Source organism: Hominenteromicrobium sp. (assembly GCF_046974225.1).
GTDB classification, from domain to species: domain Bacteria; phylum Bacillota; class Clostridia; order Oscillospirales; family Acutalibacteraceae; genus Hominenteromicrobium; species Hominenteromicrobium mulieris.
In genome coordinates, this window is record NZ_JBKWAE010000006.1 from 124,705 (window position 1) to 144,198 (window position 19,494).

At 55.6% G+C, this 19,494-nt stretch carries 18 protein-coding genes; 1 reads left to right on the forward strand and 17 read right to left on the reverse strand.

What is annotated here, in order from left to right:
* Window positions 1-3 precede the first annotated feature (3 nt).
* The 15 genes from ACLTX1_RS06570 to galE form a co-directional block, all read right to left on the reverse strand.
* Window positions 4-750, reverse strand: coding sequence for a YlmH/Sll1252 family protein (locus tag ACLTX1_RS06570; protein ID WP_308448209.1), 747 nt, complete (start codon window positions 748-750; stop codon window positions 4-6).
* 1 nt (window position 751) lies between these two features.
* The gene (locus ACLTX1_RS06575) at window positions 752-1,213 is read right to left on the reverse strand and encodes a cell division protein SepF (protein WP_308448208.1); all 462 of its coding nucleotides are present in this window, start codon (window positions 1,211-1,213) and stop codon (window positions 752-754) included.
* Between the two features lie 35 nt (window positions 1,214-1,248).
* Window positions 1,249-1,980, reverse strand: a complete 732-nt coding sequence (locus tag ACLTX1_RS06580; RefSeq protein WP_308448207.1) for a YggS family pyridoxal phosphate-dependent enzyme — start codon at window positions 1,978-1,980, stop codon at window positions 1,249-1,251.
* Window positions 1,961-3,271, reverse strand: a complete 1,311-nt coding sequence (locus tag ACLTX1_RS06585; protein WP_308448206.1) for an HlyD family efflux transporter periplasmic adaptor subunit — start codon at window positions 3,269-3,271, stop codon at window positions 1,961-1,963. The genes ACLTX1_RS06580 and ACLTX1_RS06585 overlap by 20 nt, the downstream gene beginning before the upstream one ends.
* A 14-nt stretch (window positions 3,272-3,285) precedes the next feature.
* Window positions 3,286-4,245 (reverse strand): tRNA (adenosine(37)-N6)-dimethylallyltransferase MiaA, encoded by a 960-nt coding sequence (miaA, locus tag ACLTX1_RS06590; protein ID WP_308448205.1) that lies wholly within the window; start codon window positions 4,243-4,245, stop codon window positions 3,286-3,288.
* Window positions 4,246-4,315: 70 nt separating this feature from the next.
* On the reverse strand, window positions 4,316-6,376 hold the full coding sequence (gene mutL, locus ACLTX1_RS06595) for a DNA mismatch repair endonuclease MutL (RefSeq protein WP_412330647.1): 2,061 nt from the start codon (window positions 6,374-6,376) through the stop codon (window positions 4,316-4,318).
* 27 nt (window positions 6,377-6,403) lie between these two features.
* Window positions 6,404-9,022, reverse strand: coding sequence for a DNA mismatch repair protein MutS (gene mutS / locus ACLTX1_RS06600; RefSeq protein WP_412330648.1), 2,619 nt, complete (start codon window positions 9,020-9,022; stop codon window positions 6,404-6,406).
* A gap of 223 nt (window positions 9,023-9,245) precedes the next feature.
* Entirely contained in the window at window positions 9,246-9,656 is a 411-nt protein-coding gene (locus ACLTX1_RS06605; protein WP_308448202.1) for a YlbF family regulator, read from the reverse strand.
* A gap of 73 nt (window positions 9,657-9,729) precedes the next feature.
* A complete protein-coding gene (miaB, locus tag ACLTX1_RS06610) occupies window positions 9,730-11,148 on the reverse strand; it encodes a tRNA (N6-isopentenyl adenosine(37)-C2)-methylthiotransferase MiaB (RefSeq protein ID WP_412330649.1) in 1,419 nt (472 codons plus the stop codon).
* A gap of 194 nt (window positions 11,149-11,342) precedes the next feature.
* Window positions 11,343-12,581 (reverse strand): galactokinase, encoded by a 1,239-nt coding sequence (locus ACLTX1_RS06615; protein WP_412330650.1) that lies wholly within the window; start codon window positions 12,579-12,581, stop codon window positions 11,343-11,345.
* 18 nt (window positions 12,582-12,599) lie between these two features.
* Entirely contained in the window at window positions 12,600-13,271 is a 672-nt protein-coding gene (locus tag ACLTX1_RS06620) for a hypothetical protein (RefSeq protein ID WP_412265020.1), read from the reverse strand.
* The gene (gene ligA / locus ACLTX1_RS06625) at window positions 13,271-15,280 is read right to left on the reverse strand and encodes an NAD-dependent DNA ligase LigA (protein ID WP_412330651.1); all 2,010 of its coding nucleotides are present in this window, start codon (window positions 15,278-15,280) and stop codon (window positions 13,271-13,273) included. The genes ACLTX1_RS06620 and ligA overlap by 1 nt, the downstream gene beginning before the upstream one ends.
* 92 nt (window positions 15,281-15,372) lie before the next feature.
* Window positions 15,373-15,966, reverse strand: coding sequence for a sporulation protein YunB (locus tag ACLTX1_RS06630; protein WP_308448197.1), 594 nt, complete (start codon window positions 15,964-15,966; stop codon window positions 15,373-15,375).
* Between the two features lie 59 nt (window positions 15,967-16,025).
* Window positions 16,026-16,598 (reverse strand): Maf family protein, encoded by a 573-nt coding sequence (locus ACLTX1_RS06635; protein WP_308448196.1) that lies wholly within the window; start codon window positions 16,596-16,598, stop codon window positions 16,026-16,028.
* Complete coding sequence (galE, locus tag ACLTX1_RS06640) at window positions 16,598-17,617, reverse strand: UDP-glucose 4-epimerase GalE (protein ID WP_176821290.1); 1,020 nt, start codon at window positions 17,615-17,617, stop codon at window positions 16,598-16,600. The genes ACLTX1_RS06635 and galE overlap by 1 nt, the downstream gene beginning before the upstream one ends.
* A 160-nt stretch (window positions 17,618-17,777) precedes the next feature.
* Here galE and ACLTX1_RS06645 point away from each other — a divergent pair, with 160 nt between their 5' ends.
* Window positions 17,778-18,230: a putative ABC transporter permease gene (locus ACLTX1_RS06645; RefSeq protein WP_176821289.1), complete on the forward strand. Its 453-nt coding sequence runs from the start codon at window positions 17,778-17,780 to the stop codon at window positions 18,228-18,230.
* Here ACLTX1_RS06645 and ACLTX1_RS06650 read toward each other — a convergent pair.
* Entirely contained in the window at window positions 18,217-19,230 is a 1,014-nt protein-coding gene (locus ACLTX1_RS06650) for a sugar-transfer associated ATP-grasp domain-containing protein (RefSeq protein ID WP_308448195.1), read from the reverse strand. The genes ACLTX1_RS06645 and ACLTX1_RS06650 overlap by 14 nt on opposite strands.
* Window positions 19,231-19,243: 13 nt before the next feature.
* On the reverse strand, window positions 19,244-19,465 hold the full coding sequence (locus ACLTX1_RS06655) for a DUF3006 domain-containing protein (protein ID WP_308448194.1): 222 nt from the start codon (window positions 19,463-19,465) through the stop codon (window positions 19,244-19,246).
* Window positions 19,466-19,494 lie beyond the last annotated feature (29 nt).

Consider the following 19,494-nt stretch of genomic DNA (forward strand, 5'->3'; position numbering starts at 1 on the left):
CTCCTATATGTATTTTCTGCATTTCACAGATAAACGGCCCTTTTTCGTGACCGGGCCGAGCATATCAACAATAAATCGCCCGCAGCGGCGTATGGAGATGATGTCTCCTTCATTTACACGGTGCGAAACGGAATCCGTCTCCCTATGGTTGACGGAAACCAAACCCGCGTGCACCATCTGCGCGGCTTTTTCCCTGCCGGTGCCCGCCAAAAAGGCAACCAAGCAGTCTAAGCGTTCCGAAGCGACCACGCCGCCCATCGGCTGAAAGCTGTGCGCCTGCGGCAGCGGATCTGTAAAGCCCTTTGTAATCTGCACCCCCACCCGACCGATCTTATCGATCTGCGAAAGAAAGTGCGGCGCAAGCTCTGTTTTCACAAACAGCACGGCGCGCCCTTCTTCGGCCAGAATATCGCCGAGCGATGCACGCACCACGCCCTGTGCCAGAAATGAGCCCATAAAATCGCGGTGTGAAAGCGCATCCTGCCGGCGAAACTTCACCGTGAGCCCCGTCACCGGGAACTCCTCATCTAAGGGTTCCATGTAGTCAGGAAACACGCCCAAAACCGTTCGCTCCGCTTCGGGAAAGCCACCGAAAAATCGGTAATTTTCCGCATGTGCACGGCGCAAATATTCTTCTGCGTACGCGCGCTCGGAAAGATCCAAAAAGCCCAAGAACGCCGGCCTTTTTTCGCCAAGGCGCAGGCAATCCTCTATTTTCGCTTCAAAAAGCTTGTCTTCCTGTGCGGCCATATCAGAACGTTACGCCGTTCTGTGCAAGATCATCGCGAATCTCCGCACCGCTCAGGCTCACGCCCGCAGGCGTGAAAATATAAGTCTTCGCGGCGATGGGTCTCACCTCGCCGTGGTTCGCGTAAGAAGCGCCGCTGAGGAACGCCAGAATATAGCGCGCCTCGCTCGCGTTCGTCTCTTCAAAATTCACAACAACCGTATGGCCCTGGTTGATCTCATCCGCAATGCTATTTGTGTCGTCACGGAAAGAGTTCGGCTTAAACACAACCACCTGTGCGCCTGCGCGTGCGTGGTTAATGTTCACAACGCGGTTCGAGCTTGAAGAGGAGAACGAACGGCGTGCGGAAGGCTGCTCCTCGCGGCTGTCTGCCGTGGGCTCCGTGGCCTCGTCCTCGTAGTATTCATCATACTCGTCGTCGGGCGGGTTCCACATTTTCTGAAGCTTCTCTACAATGCCTGCCATATATTATACCTCCATTTTCTGCATAACAGGGTCGGTCAGCGCGTGTAGTCGCGCGGGCCGAAAAGCGAAGAGCCGATGCGCACCATAGTGGCGCCGCACTCGATGGCCTCCGCGTAATCGGAAGACATACCCATCGAAAGGCAATTCATAAATACATTATCTATTTTTTTGGCGCGGATGTCAATAAAAGATTGATGCATTTGGGAAAAATAATTGCATAGCGCGGATTTTTCCGCACAAATTGGTGGAATTGCCATCAATCCGTTTACCTGAATGCCCGGCAGCACGGCAATTTCTTCCAATAACTCGGGCAGCGCAGCTTTTTCGATGCCGCCCTTGCTTTCTTCCCCGCCGATATTCACTTCAATGAGCACCGGCATTTTGCGGCCTATTTTCTCCGCAAGGCGGGAAATTTCCTTTGCAAGCTTTACGGAATCCACCGACTGGATGCAGTCGACCTTATCGATGATATATTTCACCTTGTTCGTCTGCAAGCGCCCGATGATCTGGCCGGAAACGCCCTTGTCCCAATCGATCTTTTCATATTTGTCCATGAATTCCTGCACGCGGTTTTCGCCGATGAAGCGCAGGCCGCAGCCGATGGCGTGGTTGATGACCTCCGCCGGCACGGTCTTCGTCGCCGCAAGAAACGTGATGTCCTCGGGCTTTCTGCCGGAGCGCACCGCTGCCTCCGCAATGCGGTTCGTGATGACCTTATAGTTTTCCTCTACGTCCCTAAAACGCTCCTCAAAGCATTTTTCCGTCATAAAGATCCGTCCCTTCCACAATGACTTCATCGTAAAGCTGTATCGTTCTCGAGGTGACGAGCTGTTCTTTTTCCGAGGAGGAAAGGTTCAGCTTGCACACGGCATAGCCGTCGATCGTCGCATCGGAGAATACCTGTACAAAGCGCACGCGGCTGCCGGACTTGATGTAAACACCCTTCACGTTCTGTTCCACATGCTCCGTCACATTGCCGTCCGTGTCCGTATCCGTCACGGTCACATCCGCAAAGTGGATGGCCTTTTCGTTCACGAGCACACCGGCATACGACTGTAAATCGATGCGCAGCGGCTCCTTGCGCGCGGCGGCAAGGTCTGTGTTCATGTAAGAGCACTTCAAAATGGCCACTGCGTCCCCGCTCGCTTCGTCCCTATTGATCTTCACGACCTCGGCCGGGATTGTCTCCGCCGTCGCAAACGGCATCTCCACCTTCACATTCGTCGTGCGGTCAAGCCGCACAAGGTCGTTTTCATCGATGATGCACGCAATGTACCAGTTGAATTCCTTTGCCACCTTGCCGATGACCGTGCTGTCCGCATTGCTGCCCGCTTCGCCTTCCTCCAGCGCACGCACATCGCTTACGGTCAGCTGCTCCACATCGTCGATGTCCACCGCGTTTTCGTAGCCGTCCACCGTATGGATAAAATAACCGGAAGCCGGCGACGTTACCGTGCCGGTGCTTGAAGAGGTCGTCGTCTCCAGCGTTGCACGTTCCGATTTCAAATTCTCAATGTGCGCCACATAGCTCGCGGAATCCTCCGCGCCCGTCACGATCTGCTTTTGGCCCATCAAGAGGTACAGGTCGTTTTTATCGTTCGAGATCGACGAAAACGCACCGGATTTCAAATCGGAAAGCAGCCCTGTGACCGTTTTATTGATCTGGCTGCCGATGTTCTTCGGGTTCGAGGACGCGACCTCTGTGGGGTTCTCCAGCACGGCTAGCCGCGTAAGCTCCTCGTCGATGCGCAGCATGCGGTTGTGTGCGGCGGCGTCCTCTTCCGCGGGGTACAGCTCTGCTACCGTGCCGCCGAACGCCGTTTTCTCTCCGTCGTCGAGCGTGTAGTTCAAAACGCCGTCGTACCGCGAGTACACAAGCTCCTCATTGCGGATAATAAAGCCCGTGGTGTCGATGGATGCGGAAAGGTCAGCGTACATGGCCGTTTCCGTTTTAAATCCGGTGTATTGGCTTCTGTAAATCTGGTAGCCTACATATATCAAAAGCAAAATCGCCACGGCGATCGAACTGATTTTACGAAATAATGTGTTGCTTCCCATAGCGGGGCTTCCTTTCAGTCTTCAAAATGCGCGCGGGCTATGTCCTCTGCCGCGCTTATCAGGTCTGCCGGGGCATCAAAATCATCCGCAAAAAGCCACACGGCATCTTCCTCCCGGCGGAACCACGTCAATTGGCGCTTGGCATAGCGCCGTGTTTCCCTTTTTATATTTTCCTTTGCTTCGTCTAAGGAGCACTGCCCCTCAAAATACGGGAACAGCTCCTTGTAGCCGATGGCCTGCACGGAGGTCTGCCCCGGCGTGCCATACCGCTTAAAATAATCCTCGGCTTCTTTTAATAGGCCGTCTGCAAACATCTGCTCCACGCGCAGGTTGATACGCCCGTAAAGCGTCTCGCGGTCTCTGAAAGACAGCACCAACATTTTCCCGTCATACGGCGATTCCACCGCTTTCGAGTCCTTCGCCTGCTTCGAGAACGGCTCGCCCGTCACCATGCAGTATTCAAGTGCGCGGATGACCCTACGCATATTATTCGGATGGATACCCTCGGCCCCCTCGGGGTCAAGCTCTTTTAGCCGCGCATAAAGCGGTTCAATGCCGTCTGCCGCAAATTCCGCTTCCAAATTACCGCGGATTTCATCGTCACGGCTGTTTTCCGTAAACGGCACCGCCTTTAAAAGCGAGCGCGCATATAAGCCCGTGCCACCGACAAGCAACACGTTTTTGCCACGCGCACGTATGTCTTCGATCACCTTTCCTGCAAGCGCCACATAGTCGCTCACGCTGAACGGCTCCGCAGGATCCTGAAAACCCATCAGGTGGTGCGGCACACCCTGCATCTCGTCCGCGGTCGGCTTTGCCGTGCCGATCTCCATGCCCCTATAAATCTGCATCGAGTCACACGAAACCACCTCCGCATGGAGCTTTTTCGCAAGCGTTACGGAAAGCGAGGTCTTGCCGGAGGCCGTCGGCCCGCACACCGCGAATACCTTGATTTTCTCTTGTACTTCCGTCATTCCGGCGCCCCCTTTTTGTTTACATAACTTTATAATAACACAACTTTCATCCGTGTTTGTGAGCAAACCGTTAAACTCTGCCGAATTCTTTTTCCAGCGTTCGCTTTTTCAGCATCACGTAGATCGGCCTGCCGTGCGGGCAGTAGCGCACATCGGGGTTCGCTTCCAGCTCTTCCGCAAGTGCAATGAGCTCCTCTTTTTTCGAGGCGTTCCCACCCTTAATGGCTGCGCGGCACGCAATGTTGTGGTACAGCCAGTCCATGTGCTCCGTCGTCGCGTCGGTCTTGTTTTCTTCAAGGTATCCCGCCATTTCGAGCACGGAGTCCTTGATGTCCGCACCGTTCAAATTAAGCGGCGCGCTGCGCACCAAAACGGTACCGCTGCCGAAATCCTCCACGTCAAAGCCCGCCTGCTCAAAAACACTCAAATTCTGCAAAACCGCCGTGTACTCGTTTTTGTCCATCGTCACCGTCACGGGCACAAGCAGCGTCTGCGCCATAGCAGCTTCTTCGCGCCGTTTGAGCTTTTCGTACAGCAGTCGCTCATGCGCGGCATGCTTGTCAATAAACATCAGCGTCTGCGCGTCGTATTCAAGGATGATATACGTGTCAAACACCTCGCCGATCACCTTATGCGCCATGCGGGGTAAATCCCGCTCCGTCTCCGGCACAATGCATGTTTCCGGCTGTGCGTTGCTTTCCGGATTTTCCTGCACCGCTTCCGTCTGCACGGGTGTTTCCTCCCACGCCGGCGGCACGGGCTCCGTCTCGGGCGGCTGCGGTAAGGGCGGTTCTTCCGTTATCACTTCCGGCTTTGTCATCGGCTGCGGCTCCGCCTCCAAAACGCGCTCGATCGACGTACGAATACTTTCAAGCTGCGGCTTTTCCTCCCGCTCTGCGCTGTCCGAAAACGTATGCGGCATCGGCGGCATATCAACGGGCGGCTCATACGGCGCTTCCGCCTCTTTTTTGCTCGTGTTGATAACGGGCGCAGACTTCACGACCGACGCAGGCATCGGCTTCACCGTCTCCGTTTTCGGCGGCGGATTCAGCACCATTTGCTGCGGCTTTACGACCACATCCGGCTTATACGGGTCAACGGGCCGCCTTGCGTGCTGCGCAAGGTCAACGGACTTCATATCGCGGCTCGCCGTCACGGCGGATTTCACCCCGTGGTACACCGCATCAAACACCGGACGCTCGTTCACAAAGCGCACCTCCAGCTTCGCCGGATGCACGTTCACGTCGACGACCGATGACGGCAGCTCGATGTGCAGCACGCACGCCGGGAATTTACCCACCATAATCGCGCCCTTGTACGCTTCCTCCAGCGCCACACACGCCGTGCGGCTGCGCACAAAACGCCCGTTGATGAAGAAATTCTGCATGCTGCGGTTCGGTCGGCTCGCAATCGGCGACGAGATATACCCGTGCACGCGAATGCCGCCCAAGGTATAATCCACCGGCAGCAAAGCGCCGGAAAACTCCTTGCCGAACACCGCATAAATCGCCGAGTTCAGCTTGCCGTCGCCCGGCGTGTGCAGCACTTCCTTGCCCTCGCGAATGAGGCGGAACGAGATCTCCGGATGCGAAAGCGCAATTTTGTCCATCAGTCCCGCCACGGAGTTGCCCTCTGCGGTGTCTTTCTTCAGAAACTTCATACGCGCCGGCACGTTAAAAAACAGGTCGCGCGCCGTAATGGTCGTGCCAAGTGGGCAGCCCGCGTCTTCGATCTCCACGTTGCTGCCGCCCTCGGAGGAATAGTGCGTGCCGATTGAACTGTCCGCCGTGCGCGTGATGAGGTCAACGCGCGACACAGCCGAAATGGACGCCAGCGCCTCACCGCGGAAGCCGAGCGTCAAAATCGCGTCTAAGTCGTCCTTTTCGCGCACCTTGCTCGTTGCATGGCGCAGAAATGCCGTCGCCACGTCCTCGCGCGCAATGCCGCAGCCATTGTCCGTCACACGGATATACGTCACGCCGCCGCGGCGAATTTCCACCGTGACAATCGACGCGCCGGAGTCAATGGAATTTTCCACAAGCTCCTTAATGACGGAAGACGGGCGCTCCACCACCTCACCGGCAGCGATCAGCTCCGCGACCTGCTTTTCCAAAACGTGAATTTTCGGCATTTTCTGCACCTTCCTTTCGCGTTAAATTTATTTCAGCATATTTGCAAGTTCAAACAAAATGTTCATGGATTCGATTGGCGTCAGCGTGTTGACGTCCAGGCTTTTCAGGCGGTTTAAAACCTCCGTGTCCTTTGTCAGCATCGTCAGCTGTATCGGTTCCTCCTGCTGCACTTTCACTGCGTTTTTCGGTTTTTTCACCATCTCGCCGCTCTCAAGGCTCTTTAACACCTCTTTCGCACGCCGCACCACCTTGTCCGGCACGCCCGCGAGCTTCGCGACCTCAATACCGAAGCTGTCGTCCGCGCCGCCGCGCACGATACGCCGCAGGAACGTGATGTCGTCCCCGCGCTTTTTCACCGCAATACTGAAGTTCTGCACACCGGGCAAAAGGTCTTCCAGCTCCGTCAGCTCGTGGTAATGCGTCGCAAACAGCGTCTTCGCACCGCACAGCTTTTTGTCGTGTACGTATTCGATGACCGCCCGCGCAATGCTCATGCCGTCAAACGTCGAGGTGCCGCGGCCGATCTCATCTAAAATCAGCAAGCTGTCCTTCGTGGCGCTCTTCAAAATTTCCGCCACCTCGGCCATTTCCACCATGAACGTGGACTGCCCCGCCGCAAGGTCGTCAGAAGCGCCCACGCGCGTGTAGATGCCGTCCACAATGCCGATCTCCGCCGCGCTCGCCGGCACAAAGCAGCCGATCTGCGCCATGATGACAATGACCGCCACCTGCCGCATATATGTAGATTTACCCGCCATGTTCGGGCCCGTAATGATAGACACACGGTTCTGGTTCGGGTCCATCTCAAGGTCGTTCGGCACAAACGGCGCGCTGCCCGTCAGCAGCGCCTCCACCACCGGGTGACGGCTGTCCTTTAAATACAGCCTGCCGTTCGCCGTAATGGTCGGGCGCGTGTAGTCGTTCCGCACAGATACCGCCGCAAACGATGCCAAAACATCCAGCTCCGCAATCGCCTTCGCCGTCTCCTGCACGCGGGTCAGCTGCTCCGCAATCGTCCTGCGCACTTCTTCAAACAGCTTGCCCTCAAGTGCAATAGAACGGTCGTGCGCACCTAAGATGCGGTTTTCAAGCTCCTTTAATTCCTGCGTGATGTACCGCTCGCCGTTTGCAAGCGTCTGCTTGCGCACGTAGTGCTCCGGCGTCTTGTCCTTAAACGCGTTCGAGACTTCAAGGTAATACCCGAACACGCGGTTATACCCCACGCGCAGTTTCGGAATGCCCGTCGCTTCGCGCTCGCGCGCCTCCAGCTCGGCGATGAGCTGCTTGCCGTTCGTCATGTCACTTTTCACTTCGTCAAGCTCCGCGTTGAAGCCCTCGCGGATAATGCCGCCCTCACGGATCGTGTGCGGCGGCTCCTCCACAACGGCGCGGTCGATGAGTTCGCAAATATCGGAGAGCACATCCATGCGGCTGTCGATGTCGCGCAGCATCGTCGCTTTAAACGTCGCAGAAAGCGCTTTCAGCTGCGGCAAGCGCGTCAGCGCCGACCACAGCGCACGCAGGTCTTTGCCGTTTACAGAACCGTACACCACGCGCGTCATAATGCGCTCCAGGTCAAAAATGCCCGTCAGCGCCTCGGTCACATCGTCTAAAAGCGGGCGGTTCTCAAACAGCTCCTCCACCGCGTTTTGCCGCAGCGTAATGCCCGCCGGGCTCAAAAGCGGCTGCTCGAGCCATGTGCGGATAAGCCGCTTGCCCATCGCCGTTTTGGTCTTGTCAAGCACCCACAAAAGCGAACCGCGGCGCTCCTTGCTGCGCATCGTCTCGAGTAATTCAAGGTTTCGGCGCGTGTTTAAATCAAGCCGCATCGTCTTCGCCTGCGAATATATGCGAATTTCCTCCATGCGCTCCAAACCCGTGATTTGTGTGCGGCTGAGATACTCGAGCAAAGCGCTCAGCGCCGCCGTGATCTCCGGGAAATTCAAAACGTCGGAGCGTTCCAAAACCTCGGGGTGAAACTGCGCCTTCACCGTTTCTTCCGCGTGCAGCGGTTCGTAAACCGCAAAATCCATGCACTCGAGTGACGCCGAAAGCTTATCGGAAACGAATTTCGCCACGTCCGTCAAATCGGTAAAATCCGGGTTGATGAGGATTTCGCGCGGCGTAAATCGCGACAGCGCGTCGATGACCGCGCGGGAGAGCGTCTCGCCCTTCTCCGCCGTCAACGTCGTCGCCTCCAGCTCGCCCGTTGAAATATCCGCAAAGCAGATGCCCACCTTATCGCCCTGATAATACGCGGAAGCGATGTAGTTGTTCTTCGCCTCGTCGAGCATGCTGCTTTCCATAACGGTGCCGGGCGTGATGACGCGGATAACGCTGCGCTTTACGATGCCCTTTGCAAGCGCCGGGTCTTCCATCTGCTCGCAGATGGCAACCTTGTAGCCCTTTGCCACAAGCCGCGCGATATACGTCTCCGCGCTGTGGAACGGCACGCCGCACATCGGCGCGCGCTCCTCCTGGCCGCAGTCACGGCCTGTCAGCGTCAGCTCCAGCTCACGCGACGCGATTTTCGCATCGTTAAAGAACATCTCGTAAAAGTCCCCAAGGCGAAAGAAAAGGAGCGTGTTCGGGTACTTTTCCTTCACTTCAAAGTACTGTTTCATCATCGGGGAATAATCAGCCATGCCCGGCCTCCATATCGTTAAGATTCAGTCAACAAGTGAATTACTACCAAAGGCAGATTTTTGTAAAGTAGGTGCGCGAGATGCGCCGTCAGATTTTTCGTCATGAGCGTATACGCCTTGCGTAGTAAATTCCGCAGGCAGGCTGGCGCCTGTCAAGGACTTTACGACCGGTATGGCGGAAAAGATGCAAGCAGATCACGTGCAAGCTTTGCAAAATTCTGCCTTAGTGGCAGCCACCGCCGCAGGTCGCACAGCTGCCGGTGCAGCCGCAGGCATCGGGATCGCAGCCATCCGGGTCCTGACCCTCCGCGCACATGGAAAGCACACCCGTCACGCGCTGCATCAGCGCATCAAACTCGTTCTTTGCCGCCTGATACGCCGCCATGTGCTCGTTCTGCATCACTCTGCCGTAAATCTCGCGCAGTTCTTTGTTGTACTGCTCGATAAGCTCCTCGCTGCGGTCTTCCTTTGCCGCCTCGTTGTTGATGGCCATGCGCTTTAAATTGAATTCGCCGATGGCGTTCTGCAAAGCTTCGTCCTCGTTGCACTGCTGCTCCGCAACGCTCATGTTGATGTAGGTCTGGTCCTGCTGCAAAGCGCGGCCGAGTTCTCTTGTCAGTTTCATGATATCCATAGTAATAGCTCCTTAAAATAAATTATAAATTTTATTGTATTTTGAAAAAGCAATGGGTCAAAACCCGTTTTGCTTAGTCTACACATTCGCCGCGCAAAATCCAGTTGCGCGCTTCGGTCACTTTTACATTTTTGAATTCGCCGATCCATTCGTCTTCGCCGGGGAATTCCACAATGATGCTGCTTGCGGTGCGACCGCTGAGCAAACCGTTTTTCTCGTTGCGCTCTTCAATGAGCACACGCTCCGTGCTGCCCACCATGGAAGCGCAGCGCTTTGCGGCAATCTCCTCCTGTGTCTTCAAAAGCTCCGAGAACCACTGCGTTTTCTCCTTGTACGTAACAGGGTCTTCCATTTCGGCGGCTCTCGTGCCGGGGCGCGGCGAGAAAATAAACGTAAAGAGCGACGTGAACTCCACCTCGCGGATGAGGCTCAGCGTCTCGCAGAACTCCTCATACGTCTCGCCCGGAAAGCCGACGATAATGTCGGAGGTCAGCGACAGATCGGGCATTTTCTCTTTCGCATAGCGGATGAGGTCAAGGTATTTTTCGCGGTCGTAGTGGCGGTTCATCGCCTTTAACACACGGCTGCTGCCAGACTGGCACGGCAGGTGGATGTAGTGGCAGATGTGCCGGCTCTCCGCAATCGTGTCAACCAGCTCGTGCGTCGCATCCTTCGGGTGCGAGGTCATAAAGCGCAAACGGTAGTCGCCGCCAATCGCGTCAATGCGGCGCAGAAGCTCCGAAAAATTCACTTTCTCCGGCAAGCCCTTGCCGTAGGAATTCACGTTCTGTCCAAGCAGCGTAATTTCTTTGTAGCCCTGCTCAATGAGCTCGCGGCACTCGGCAACGATGGCATCCGGGTGGCGGCTCTTTTCCCGGCCGCGCACATACGGCACAATGCAGTACGAGCAGAAATTGTCGCAGCCGTACATCACGGTCACCCACGCGCGTGTGTTGCCGTCGCGGCGCACCGGCAGGCCTTCAATGATCTCTTTCGACTCATGCCCGCGCAAAAAAACGCGCTTCGAGTCGGTCACGGCGGTGTACATCATCTCCGGCAGTCGGTGGATGACGTGCGTGCCGAACACGATGTTCACAAACGGGAACGACGCCTTAATGCGCTCCGCCACGCGCTCCTGTTCCATCATGCAGCCGCATACGGCAATGAGCAGCGACGGGTTGCGGCGCTTCACGTTTTTCAGCGCGCCGATGTTGCCGAACACGCGGTCTTCGGCGTGCTCGCGAATGGCGCAGGTGTTGAACAGAATAAAATCGGCTTCATCTTCATCTTCAGTGAATTCAAAGCCCATTTCAGAGAGCATACCCTTAATGCGTTCGCCGTCCGCCACATTCTGCTGGCAGCCATACGTGCGCACAAGCGCCTTCGGCGTGCCGTGCATCGCGCGCACCTGCATGATCGCCGCAACGTCCGCCGTGTATAGCTTCTGCTTTTGCAGCTCGTCTGCCGTAACGGTGATTTCTTTATCCTTCAAAAAACATTCTCCTTTATCGCACGCAGACAAGCTGTCTGCGGTAAGCTGTCATAATGATACAGAGTATACTATACCACAAATCGGCATGATTCGCAAGGCGAAATCCACCGTTTCCCAATATTTACAATTTCGCAACACGTATTTCCCGCAATACGCAAAAACGGCGGCTCTAAAGACCAAAGCCGCCGTTAAACTTATTCGATTGTCACTTTCGTGCCGCCCGCGCTGCGCACGGAGAGCACATAGCAGCTCTTTTCGCCAAACACGCTCTGCATCTCTGCCTTGAATGCGTCCAGCATATCGAGCGGCACATACGCCTGCACCGTGCCGGCAAAGCCGCCGCCGTGCACGCGATACGCGCCCTTGCCACCGAGGATCTTCGCAATAAGTGCCAACGCAAGGGACAAGCCCTGCTCCTGCGGATTCACAACTGCGAACACATTCTGCAAATTCATCGCCGAGGAATAACCCGAGGCAATCACACACTGCTTGAACGTCTCAAAGTCACCCGCTTTCAGCGCTGCCACTTCCTTATCCACCACGCGGTTGTCGTCGAAGAAGTGAATCGCACGCAAAATCGCGCGGTCGCCGACTTCTTTTCTGAGCTCGGGAATTTTCTTATAAAACTCCTCCTCGCTTACCTCGCGCAGCACTTCGCCGCCAAGCGCCTTCGCAACGCGCTTCATCTCCGCCGGAATGGCTGCGTATTCGCCGGTCAGGTCAGCATGGTTTCCGCCCGTATCGACGACGCACAGCGCATAGCCGTAACGGTCAAGGTCAAAATCGATCTTCTCAATCTTCGGCGCGGAAAGGTCTTTAAAGTCCATCGTCGTAAAGCCGCCCACACTCGCCGCCATCTGGTCGAGTAAGCCGGAAGGCTTGCCGAAGTACACGTTTTCGGCAAATTTTGAGATCTGTGCCGCCTCCACTGGGTCGATCGCGTCGTTATTATACAGGTGGCTTAAAATCGTCACCACAAGCACCTCAAACGCCGCGGAGCTTGAAAGGCCGGAGCCCTTTAAAACTCTTGAGGTCGTCACCGCGTCAAAGCCGCCCACTTCATAGCCGAGCGCCTTTAAGCGTGCGCACACGCCGCGGATGAGCGACGCCGAGCGCTCCTTTTCCGCTTCCTGCACGTTAAGGTCTGCCGTATCGACCGTGTCCATCGGGAACCCGACGGATTTCAGGCGGATCACGCCGTTCTCGGTCTTCTTCACCGCCGCAATAACGTCCAGATTCACAGCCGCCGCCAGCACCTTGCCGTTGTTGTGGTCGGTGTGGTTGCCGCCCACCTCGGTTCTGCCCGGCGCACTGAAATATGAAAGTGCATTAGCATCCCCGAACTCCTCCGCAAAGTAAGCGGAAAGCTCCTCATAGCGCTTCTGCTGCTCGGTCGCTTCCGCGCCGTACAGTGTTTTCAAATCGATGACCATGTTGAAAAACCTCCCGGTTTATTTTTTGAGCATCTGTGTAAATTTTAATTTATGTACTTTAGATTCGATAAACGGGCGGAACCTTTCCAACGTTTCCTTTTCCATATCTTCTTTTCTGAATACCATGGATTTGCCGTTATCAAAATACATGATGTAGTGCTGTCTGCTCTCGCCCACGTCGATCATGTGCTTGTAATCGATCTTGATGCGGTTGCCGTTTTTCATGTTGATGACGCTGTTCGTCATGAAAATAAGCGTCGTTTCCGTCAAGTGCATCACGGCAGGATTGTTGTTGCGAATTTTAGAAAGCCAGCGTGTGCAGCGAATGACAATAATCAGCGTAATCGCCACATACATGATAAGCAGCGATAAAATGAAATTGCCCACGTAAAAATGCCCCGCGTTGAACGCAAAGAGGAACGAGAACACAAGCGGCACGATGATAAACGCCGGGATGAGCCACTTAAAGCGCCCAAGCGTAGAGTAATAAATGAATGCCTTGTAGTCGTCCTCGCCGATCTGGCTCGTCACGCGGAATTCTTCTTTTTCCGGCGCTTTCTTTTCTTCCGCTTTCTTCTCCTTGTCCTTCGGCGTTTCCTTTCCCGTCAGCTCGCGGATATAGCGGTCAATGTCCTCATCGGTCTCCACGGCTTTTTCAAGCGCTTCGTCCGTTTTTCTTTCTTCTGCCATTATGCTTCGTTCCTTTCCGTGTTGTCCTCACCGTTTAAAAGCGCCAAAAGCTCCGCTTCCGTCAATACGGGGATGCCCAGCGTCTGCGCCTTCGTAAGCTTGCTGCCGGCTTCTTCGCCCGCCACAACATAGCTCGTCTTTTTCGAGACCGAGCCGCTCACCTTTCCGCCCGCCTTTTCAATCAGCGCTGCGGCCTCCGTGCGCTTCAAATTCGGCAGCGTACCCGTCAGCACAAACGTCTTGCCGAGGAATTTCGTGTCCGTCGTGACCGCTTCCGCCGTCATGTTCACGCCCGCCGCTTTTAGCCGGTCAATGAGCTCTATCGCCGAGTGTCTTCTGAAAAATGCGTAGACCTCCTGCGCCATAATGCCGCCAAAGCCGTCTATCGCCGCAATCTGCTCCTCGTCCGCCGCAATCAAAGCATCCATATTTCCGAACGCGCCCGCAAGCAGCTTTGCCGCCTTCGCGCCGATGTGCGGAATGCCGAGCGCAAACAGCAGCTTTGATAAATCGTTTTCTTTCGATTTTTGGATCGTCGCAACGAGGTTTTCCGCGCTCTTTTTGCCGAAGCGATCAAGCGTTTCAAGCTCCTGTGCCGTAATGTCGTATAAATCAGCCGGCGAGTGCACCTGAAGCGCTGCGCTCAGCTGCTCCAGCGCCGCCGGGCCCAATCCGTCAATGTCCATCGCGTCGCGCGACGCAAAATGAATGAGATTGCGCATCAGCTGTGCCGGGCACTGCGGATTCGTGCAGCGCGCTGCCGCTTCCCCCTCCACACGCGTGATAACTTCCCCGCACGAGGGGCACGTTTCCGGCAAACGGTACGGCACGGTATCCTCCGGGTTCGAGACCACGGAAACGACCTCCGGGATGATCTCGCCTGCCTTTCGGATAATGACGCGCGAGCCGATGCGGATATCCTTTTCCGTGATGAAATCCTGGTTGTGCAGCGTCGCGCGGCTGACCGTCGTACCGGCTAAGAACACCGGCTCAAACACGCCGGTCGGCGTCAAAACACCCGTGCGCCCTACAGCAACTTCTATGTCAAGGAGCGTCGTCTCTTTTTCCTCCGGCGGGTACTTGTACGCCTCCGCCCAGCGCGGGAACTTCGCCGTGCTTCCGAGTGCCTCGCGCTGAGAGAAGCTGTCCACTTTTACAACAGCGCCGTCAATCGGGTACGAGAACGTGCCGCGCTCGTTGCCAATCTCGCGGATTTTCTCGATTACCGTCTCTATGTCGCCCGTGCGGCAATAAAGCGGCGACACCGTAAAGCCAAGCTCGTGCAAACGCTTCAATGCGTCCGCGTGCGTTGTGACGGTCTCACCCTCGATGACCTGAATGTTAAAAACAAAAATATCCAGCGTGCGCTGCGCCGTAATCTTCGGGTCTTTCTGTCGAAGCGACCCCGCCGCCGCGTTGCGCGGGTTTTTAAACGGCTTTTCTTCCAAAAGCTCCTGCCGCTCGCACAGCCGCAAAAAGCTTTCGTCCGACATATATACCTCGCCGCGCACCTCCAAAAACGGCAGCGGCTCTTTGAGCGTCTTCGGTACGGATTTGATCGTACCGATATTCAACGTCACGTCTTCACCCGTAATGCCGTCGCCGCGCGTAGAGCCGCGCGTGTATACGCCGTTCACGTATTCCAACGCCACGGAAAGGCCGTCGAATTTCGGCTCTACCACATACACCGGGTCGTCCACAACGGCGCGCACGCGGCGGTCAAAGTCGCGCAGCTCGTCTTCGGAAAACGAGTCGTGCAGGCTCTCCATCGGCACGGTGTGCGTCACTTCCGCAAACGTGTTGTACCCCGCTGCGCCCACGCGGTTCGTCGGCGAGTCCTCTGTTTTCAGCTCCGGGAACGCCGCTTCCAGATTTTCCAAGCGGCGGTACAGCATGTCGTACGCATAGTCGCTGATTTCCGGCGCGTCCTCTGTGTAGTATTTTTTATTGTGGTACTCGATCTGTTCCCGCAGCGCGTCAATCTGCTGCCGGGCCTGTTCGTGCGTCATAAGTTAAAACTCCGTGTCATTTCAAGATATTTCGATACTTGTTAGTATCTTACCACAAAGCGCGCAAAAATCCAACGGTTATTCACAATTTTTTATCCTGCGCGCACCACGCCGTACTGCGGCACGTCGCCCGCAAGCACCGCTTCATACACGGGGTATGCTGCCGTCACCGTCACAGGCTCCGCCCCGTCTCGCTCCGCCGTGAACAGCACCGCTTCAATATGCAGCACCGTTCGGTACGCCGTGCGGTTGATGCCCGCGCCCGTCAAGACGCTTTCAAACCGCACCGAAACCGCACTTTCCACCGAAAACCGCACGGGTATCTTCATCCCGCGCCCGTTCAAAAGCATCAGCCCCGTTAAATTTCCGAGCGGCACAAACGCCTTTGCCGTGCCGTTCAAGCTTTTCCGCAAAGCATCCGTCAGCTCCGCTTCCAGTACGCCGAGCGCATATGTAGAAAGCGCCGTCTCTGCCCCGTCCTTTTCGCAGACGGTCTGCGGCAGATACTCCGGCACCGTTTTCGCGATGCACCCTTGCGCGTGCGCCGTCAGTGCTGCCGTGCGCAGCTCCGCTTTCATCGCGGGCAGTCGCAGCTCGGCAAACACAAAAGCGAAAACGAGCAGCAAAAACGCCAACACGCGCCGTTTACGTCCGCGTTTATACCGTCTTCGGCGATACCGGTACATAAATCATCAGTCCTTTCCGATACGCCAGTATACGCCGAAAAGGACTGATCGTGCCTGTCTCATATTTTGTCTGCCTTTAAAAGCTTTTTCGCTTCCTGCATCACGTGCGCCGCAGGCAGACCGAAAATGTTGTTGTAGTCGCCCTCAATACTCTCTACAAACAGCGCCGCCGGGCCCTGAATGCCGTAGCCGCCGGCCTTGCCCATCGGCTCGCCGCTCTGCACGTAAGCCGCGATTTCGCTTTCTGTCAGGGGATAGAACTTTACCTTCGTCTCCTGACTGAACGAAACGCGCTCGCCGTGATACGCCATGCACACGCCGGTAAACACCGTGTGCACATGCCCGGAAAGCAGGTGCATGAAACGGTTTGCATCCGTTAAGTCTTTCGGTTTGCCGAGAATTTCGCCGTCGATGTACACCACCGTGTCCGCCGCGATTACAAGATCGTCACTTTCGCACTTCGGCAAAACCGCTTCCAGCTTGCGGCGGGAAAGCTCCTTTACAAGCGCGTCTGGCGCCTTCGGCCCGTTCGATTCATCGGCATTCGAGACGATCACTGTAAACTCGATGCCCGCGCGTTCCAGAATCTCCTTGCGGTTCACGGAGGACGAGGCTAAAACGAAGCGTGCCATCAGCCGTTGTAGCCGTTCGGGTTCTGCGTCTGCCAGCGCCAGGAGTCCGCACACATGTCGTCCAGCGTCTTCTGCGCCTTCCAGCCGAGCTCCTCATACGCCTTCGTGCAGTCTGCGTAGCACTCCGGAATGTCGCCCGCGCGGCGCGGCTTGATCTCATACGGAATCTTGTGGCCGACGCACTTTTCAAACGCGTGCACAATGTCAAGCACAGAGTAACCCACGCCGGTACCGAGGTTGTAGATCTTCACGCCGCAGTGCGGATCGTCGAATTTCTTGAGCGCCGCCACATGGCCCTCTGCAAGGTCGACGACATGAATGTAATCGCGCACGCCGGTGCCGTCCTTCGTCGGGTAGTCGTCGCCGAAAACGCCGAGGCAGCGCAGCTTGCCCACCGCCACCTGCGTGATGTACGGCACAAGGTTGTTCGGGATGCCGTTCGGGTCTTCGCCGATGGTGCCGCTCTTGTGCGCGCCCACCGGGTTGAAGTAGCGCAGGATGATCGGGTTAAAATCCGGGTTTGCGTGCGCGTAGTCCTTCAAGATGCGCTCAATCATCAGCTTTGTCGTGCCGTAGGGGTTCGTCGTCGAAAGCGGGAAATCCTCACGGATCGGCACGGAAGCCGGGTTGCCGTACACCGTCGCCGAGGAGCTGAACACAAAGTTGTTCACCTTAAACTCCGCCATCACCTTCAAAAGACTCAAAGTCGAAATGAGGTTGTTTTCATAGTAACGCAACGGAATCTGCACGGATTCGCCGACTGCCTTCAGGCCTGCAAAATGGATAACGGCAAAAATCTCGTCCTCCGCAAAGATCTTGCGCAGCGCGTCCTCGTCGCACACGTCCGCTTCAAAGAACTTCACTTTTTTGCCGCTCAAATTTTCAATTCGGTCTACCACCAGTGCCTTGCTGTTTACAAGGTTATCCACGATCGTCACATCGTAGCCCTTTTCAAGGAGAGAAATGCAGGTGTGGCTGCCAATGTAGCCTGTGCCGCCCGTAACCAAAATTCTTTTCATAAGAAACCGACCTTTCTGTCTTTCTGTCTGTACTGATTATACACAGTTTCCGCTGCTTTGTACAGTAGCGCGCGTATTTTTTTTGATGCTTATTTATTGCGATTTTGTTGCTTCTTTTGCAATAGGCGTACAAAAAGCGGGCATACTGAAAAGGAAAGTCATGAAAAAGGAGTCGTTTTCCATGAACCGTACCGTCCGCAAAAACAGTCTGTTGTTCCTCGCCGGCAGCGGCCTTTATCCCCTTTTGGAAGTGCTGTGGCGCGGCTACTCCCACGCCTCCATGGCACTTGCCGGCGGCGTTTGTCTGCTGCTCATCAACGCCGTATGCTGCGAAAAAATGAAAAGAAGAAGCCTTCCGGCGCGCTGCGCCATAGGCTCCCTCATCATAACCGTTGTGGAATTTTTATTCGGCCTGCTCGTAAACCGCGTGCTTCATCTGCATGTGTGGGATTACTCCGCCCTGCCGCTCAACATCATGGGCCAGATCTGTCTGCCGTTTTCGCTCATCTGGTTCGTTTTAACGATCCCCGCAAGCGCCCTGTGCAAGCTCTGCTGCCGCCTTTCTGCCTTCCCGAAAGAGACAAAATCAGCCTCGGTCATCACAGACCCTTGATATATTTTTGGAACACCGGCAAAATGCCGATCTTATCCGGTGCCTGCAACGGCATCTGCGGGAACGCATCATGACCCGGCATGTTGTTCGCTTCAATAAAGAGCGGGCCGTCTTTTGTGATCGCTACGTCCCAGCCGATGTAGCCCATCTGCGGCACCTTATGTGCCGCTTCACGGCAAATGTCCATCACCTTGTCCCAGTACGGAATCTGGTAGCCCTTGAGCAAGCACCCCGAACGCGGGTGGCGCTCATAGACGATGCGCTGCTTGTCGCACGCCGCGCACGCGATTTTGCCGGTCTCGAGGTCGATCGGCGAATACATGCCGCCGGCATTGATGTTATCCACCGGGCGGTCGCTGTTGCCCATGCGGATGCACGCGTACACCACGTTCGACACACCGTCGGAAAGCACCGTGTACACGCGGATGGTGTTGACGGATCCGGGATTGATGCGGTTCATATCCGGGTGCTGAATGACAACCTCTTCAATCACGTCCGCGCCCTTTTTCTTTAAGTCCTCATACATGGCGTCGAGCGTTGCGTAGTCGGCCTTTTTCAGCTTTTCCACACCCACGCCGCAGGAAGCGTCGTCCGGCTTGCAGATGATCTCGTCTTTGTCCTGCATAAAGTCCAAAAACTGCTCTTTTGTGCACTTGGAAAAATGCAGCCACTCGCGGTGCAAATATTCCGCAAACGTCGTGTAAAACTCGCTTTTGTTGTCAAAAATATGGTAATACGCGGGGTCGTTGAGGCTTTTTACAATGGAGTTATTGATGCCGCGCGTCACATACGTCGCACGCTGCTTGTCACTCAGGTCATAAAACGCGCATAAAAGGTAATCCTTGTAGCCCGCACCGTACTTAAAGCCGCACTTGATGATGTCAAAAAACAGCCAAATACGGTTTTTACCGCTCACCTCATGCACCGTTTTCACCGTATCGAACAGCGATTTATAATCCATGTGCAGAATGCAGTGAAAAATATATTTCAGTCTTCCCATAAGCCGCCCCTTCTTACAGCCCCATCAGCTTTTTCTGCTTCTCTAAAATGCGTGCGCGGCGGCGCTCGGTCTCCTCCACGTCGATGGAAAGCGCACCGTCATCGGTAATCTTCAGCACGTCGCCGGCCTTTGCACCCTGCGGCAGCTCGCTCGTTTCAATGGCGAAAAACGCCTTGTCCTTGTCTTCGCAGATCGCGTAAATACCGTCAAATCGGTCGATGGTGATTTGTTTCATATCATCTGTTCCTTTCCGTAATACCTTTT

What these genes read in the sequence shown, in the direction of transcription:
- mutL (WP_412330647.1), bottom strand. Translation starts at nt 6,376, where the DNA reads ATGCCGAAAATTCACGTTTTGGAAAAGCAGGTCGCGGAGCTGATCGCT.
- ACLTX1_RS06620 (WP_412265020.1), bottom strand. Translation starts at nt 13,271, where the DNA reads ATGGCAGAAGAAAGAAAAACGGACGAAGCGCTTGAAAAAGCCGTGGAG.
- ACLTX1_RS06580 (WP_308448207.1), bottom strand. Translation starts at nt 1,980, where the DNA reads ATGACGGAAAAATGCTTTGAGGAGCGTTTTAGGGACGTAGAGGAAAAC.
- miaA (WP_308448205.1), bottom strand. Translation starts at nt 4,245, where the DNA reads ATGACGGAAGTACAAGAGAAAATCAAGGTATTCGCGGTGTGCGGGCCG.
- ACLTX1_RS06570 (WP_308448209.1), bottom strand. Translation starts at nt 750, where the DNA reads ATGGCCGCACAGGAAGACAAGCTTTTTGAAGCGAAAATAGAGGATTGC.
- ligA (WP_412330651.1), bottom strand. Translation starts at nt 15,280, where the DNA reads ATGACGCACGAACAGGCCCGGCAGCAGATTGACGCGCTGCGGGAACAG.
- galE (WP_176821290.1), bottom strand. Translation starts at nt 17,617, where the DNA reads ATGAAAAGAATTTTGGTTACGGGCGGCACAGGCTACATTGGCAGCCAC.
- ACLTX1_RS06585 (WP_308448206.1), bottom strand. Translation starts at nt 3,271, where the DNA reads ATGGGAAGCAACACATTATTTCGTAAAATCAGTTCGATCGCCGTGGCG.
- mutS (WP_412330648.1), bottom strand. Translation starts at nt 9,022, where the DNA reads ATGGCTGATTATTCCCCGATGATGAAACAGTACTTTGAAGTGAAGGAA.
- ACLTX1_RS06655 (WP_308448194.1), bottom strand. Translation starts at nt 19,465, where the DNA reads ATGAAACAAATCACCATCGACCGATTTGACGGTATTTACGCGATCTGC.
- ACLTX1_RS06615 (WP_412330650.1), bottom strand. Translation starts at nt 12,581, where the DNA reads ATGGTCATCGATTTGAAAACACTGTACGGCGCGGAAGCGACCGAGCAG.
- ACLTX1_RS06630 (WP_308448197.1), bottom strand. Translation starts at nt 15,966, where the DNA reads ATGTACCGGTATCGCCGAAGACGGTATAAACGCGGACGTAAACGGCGC.
- ACLTX1_RS06605 (WP_308448202.1), bottom strand. Translation starts at nt 9,656, where the DNA reads ATGGATATCATGAAACTGACAAGAGAACTCGGCCGCGCTTTGCAGCAG.
- ACLTX1_RS06650 (WP_308448195.1), bottom strand. Translation starts at nt 19,230, where the DNA reads ATGGGAAGACTGAAATATATTTTTCACTGCATTCTGCACATGGATTAT.
- ACLTX1_RS06575 (WP_308448208.1), bottom strand. Translation starts at nt 1,213, where the DNA reads ATGGCAGGCATTGTAGAGAAGCTTCAGAAAATGTGGAACCCGCCCGAC.
- ACLTX1_RS06645 (WP_176821289.1), top strand. Translation starts at nt 17,778, where the DNA reads ATGAAAAAGGAGTCGTTTTCCATGAACCGTACCGTCCGCAAAAACAGT.
- ACLTX1_RS06635 (WP_308448196.1), bottom strand. Translation starts at nt 16,598, where the DNA reads ATGGCACGCTTCGTTTTAGCCTCGTCCTCCGTGAACCGCAAGGAGATT.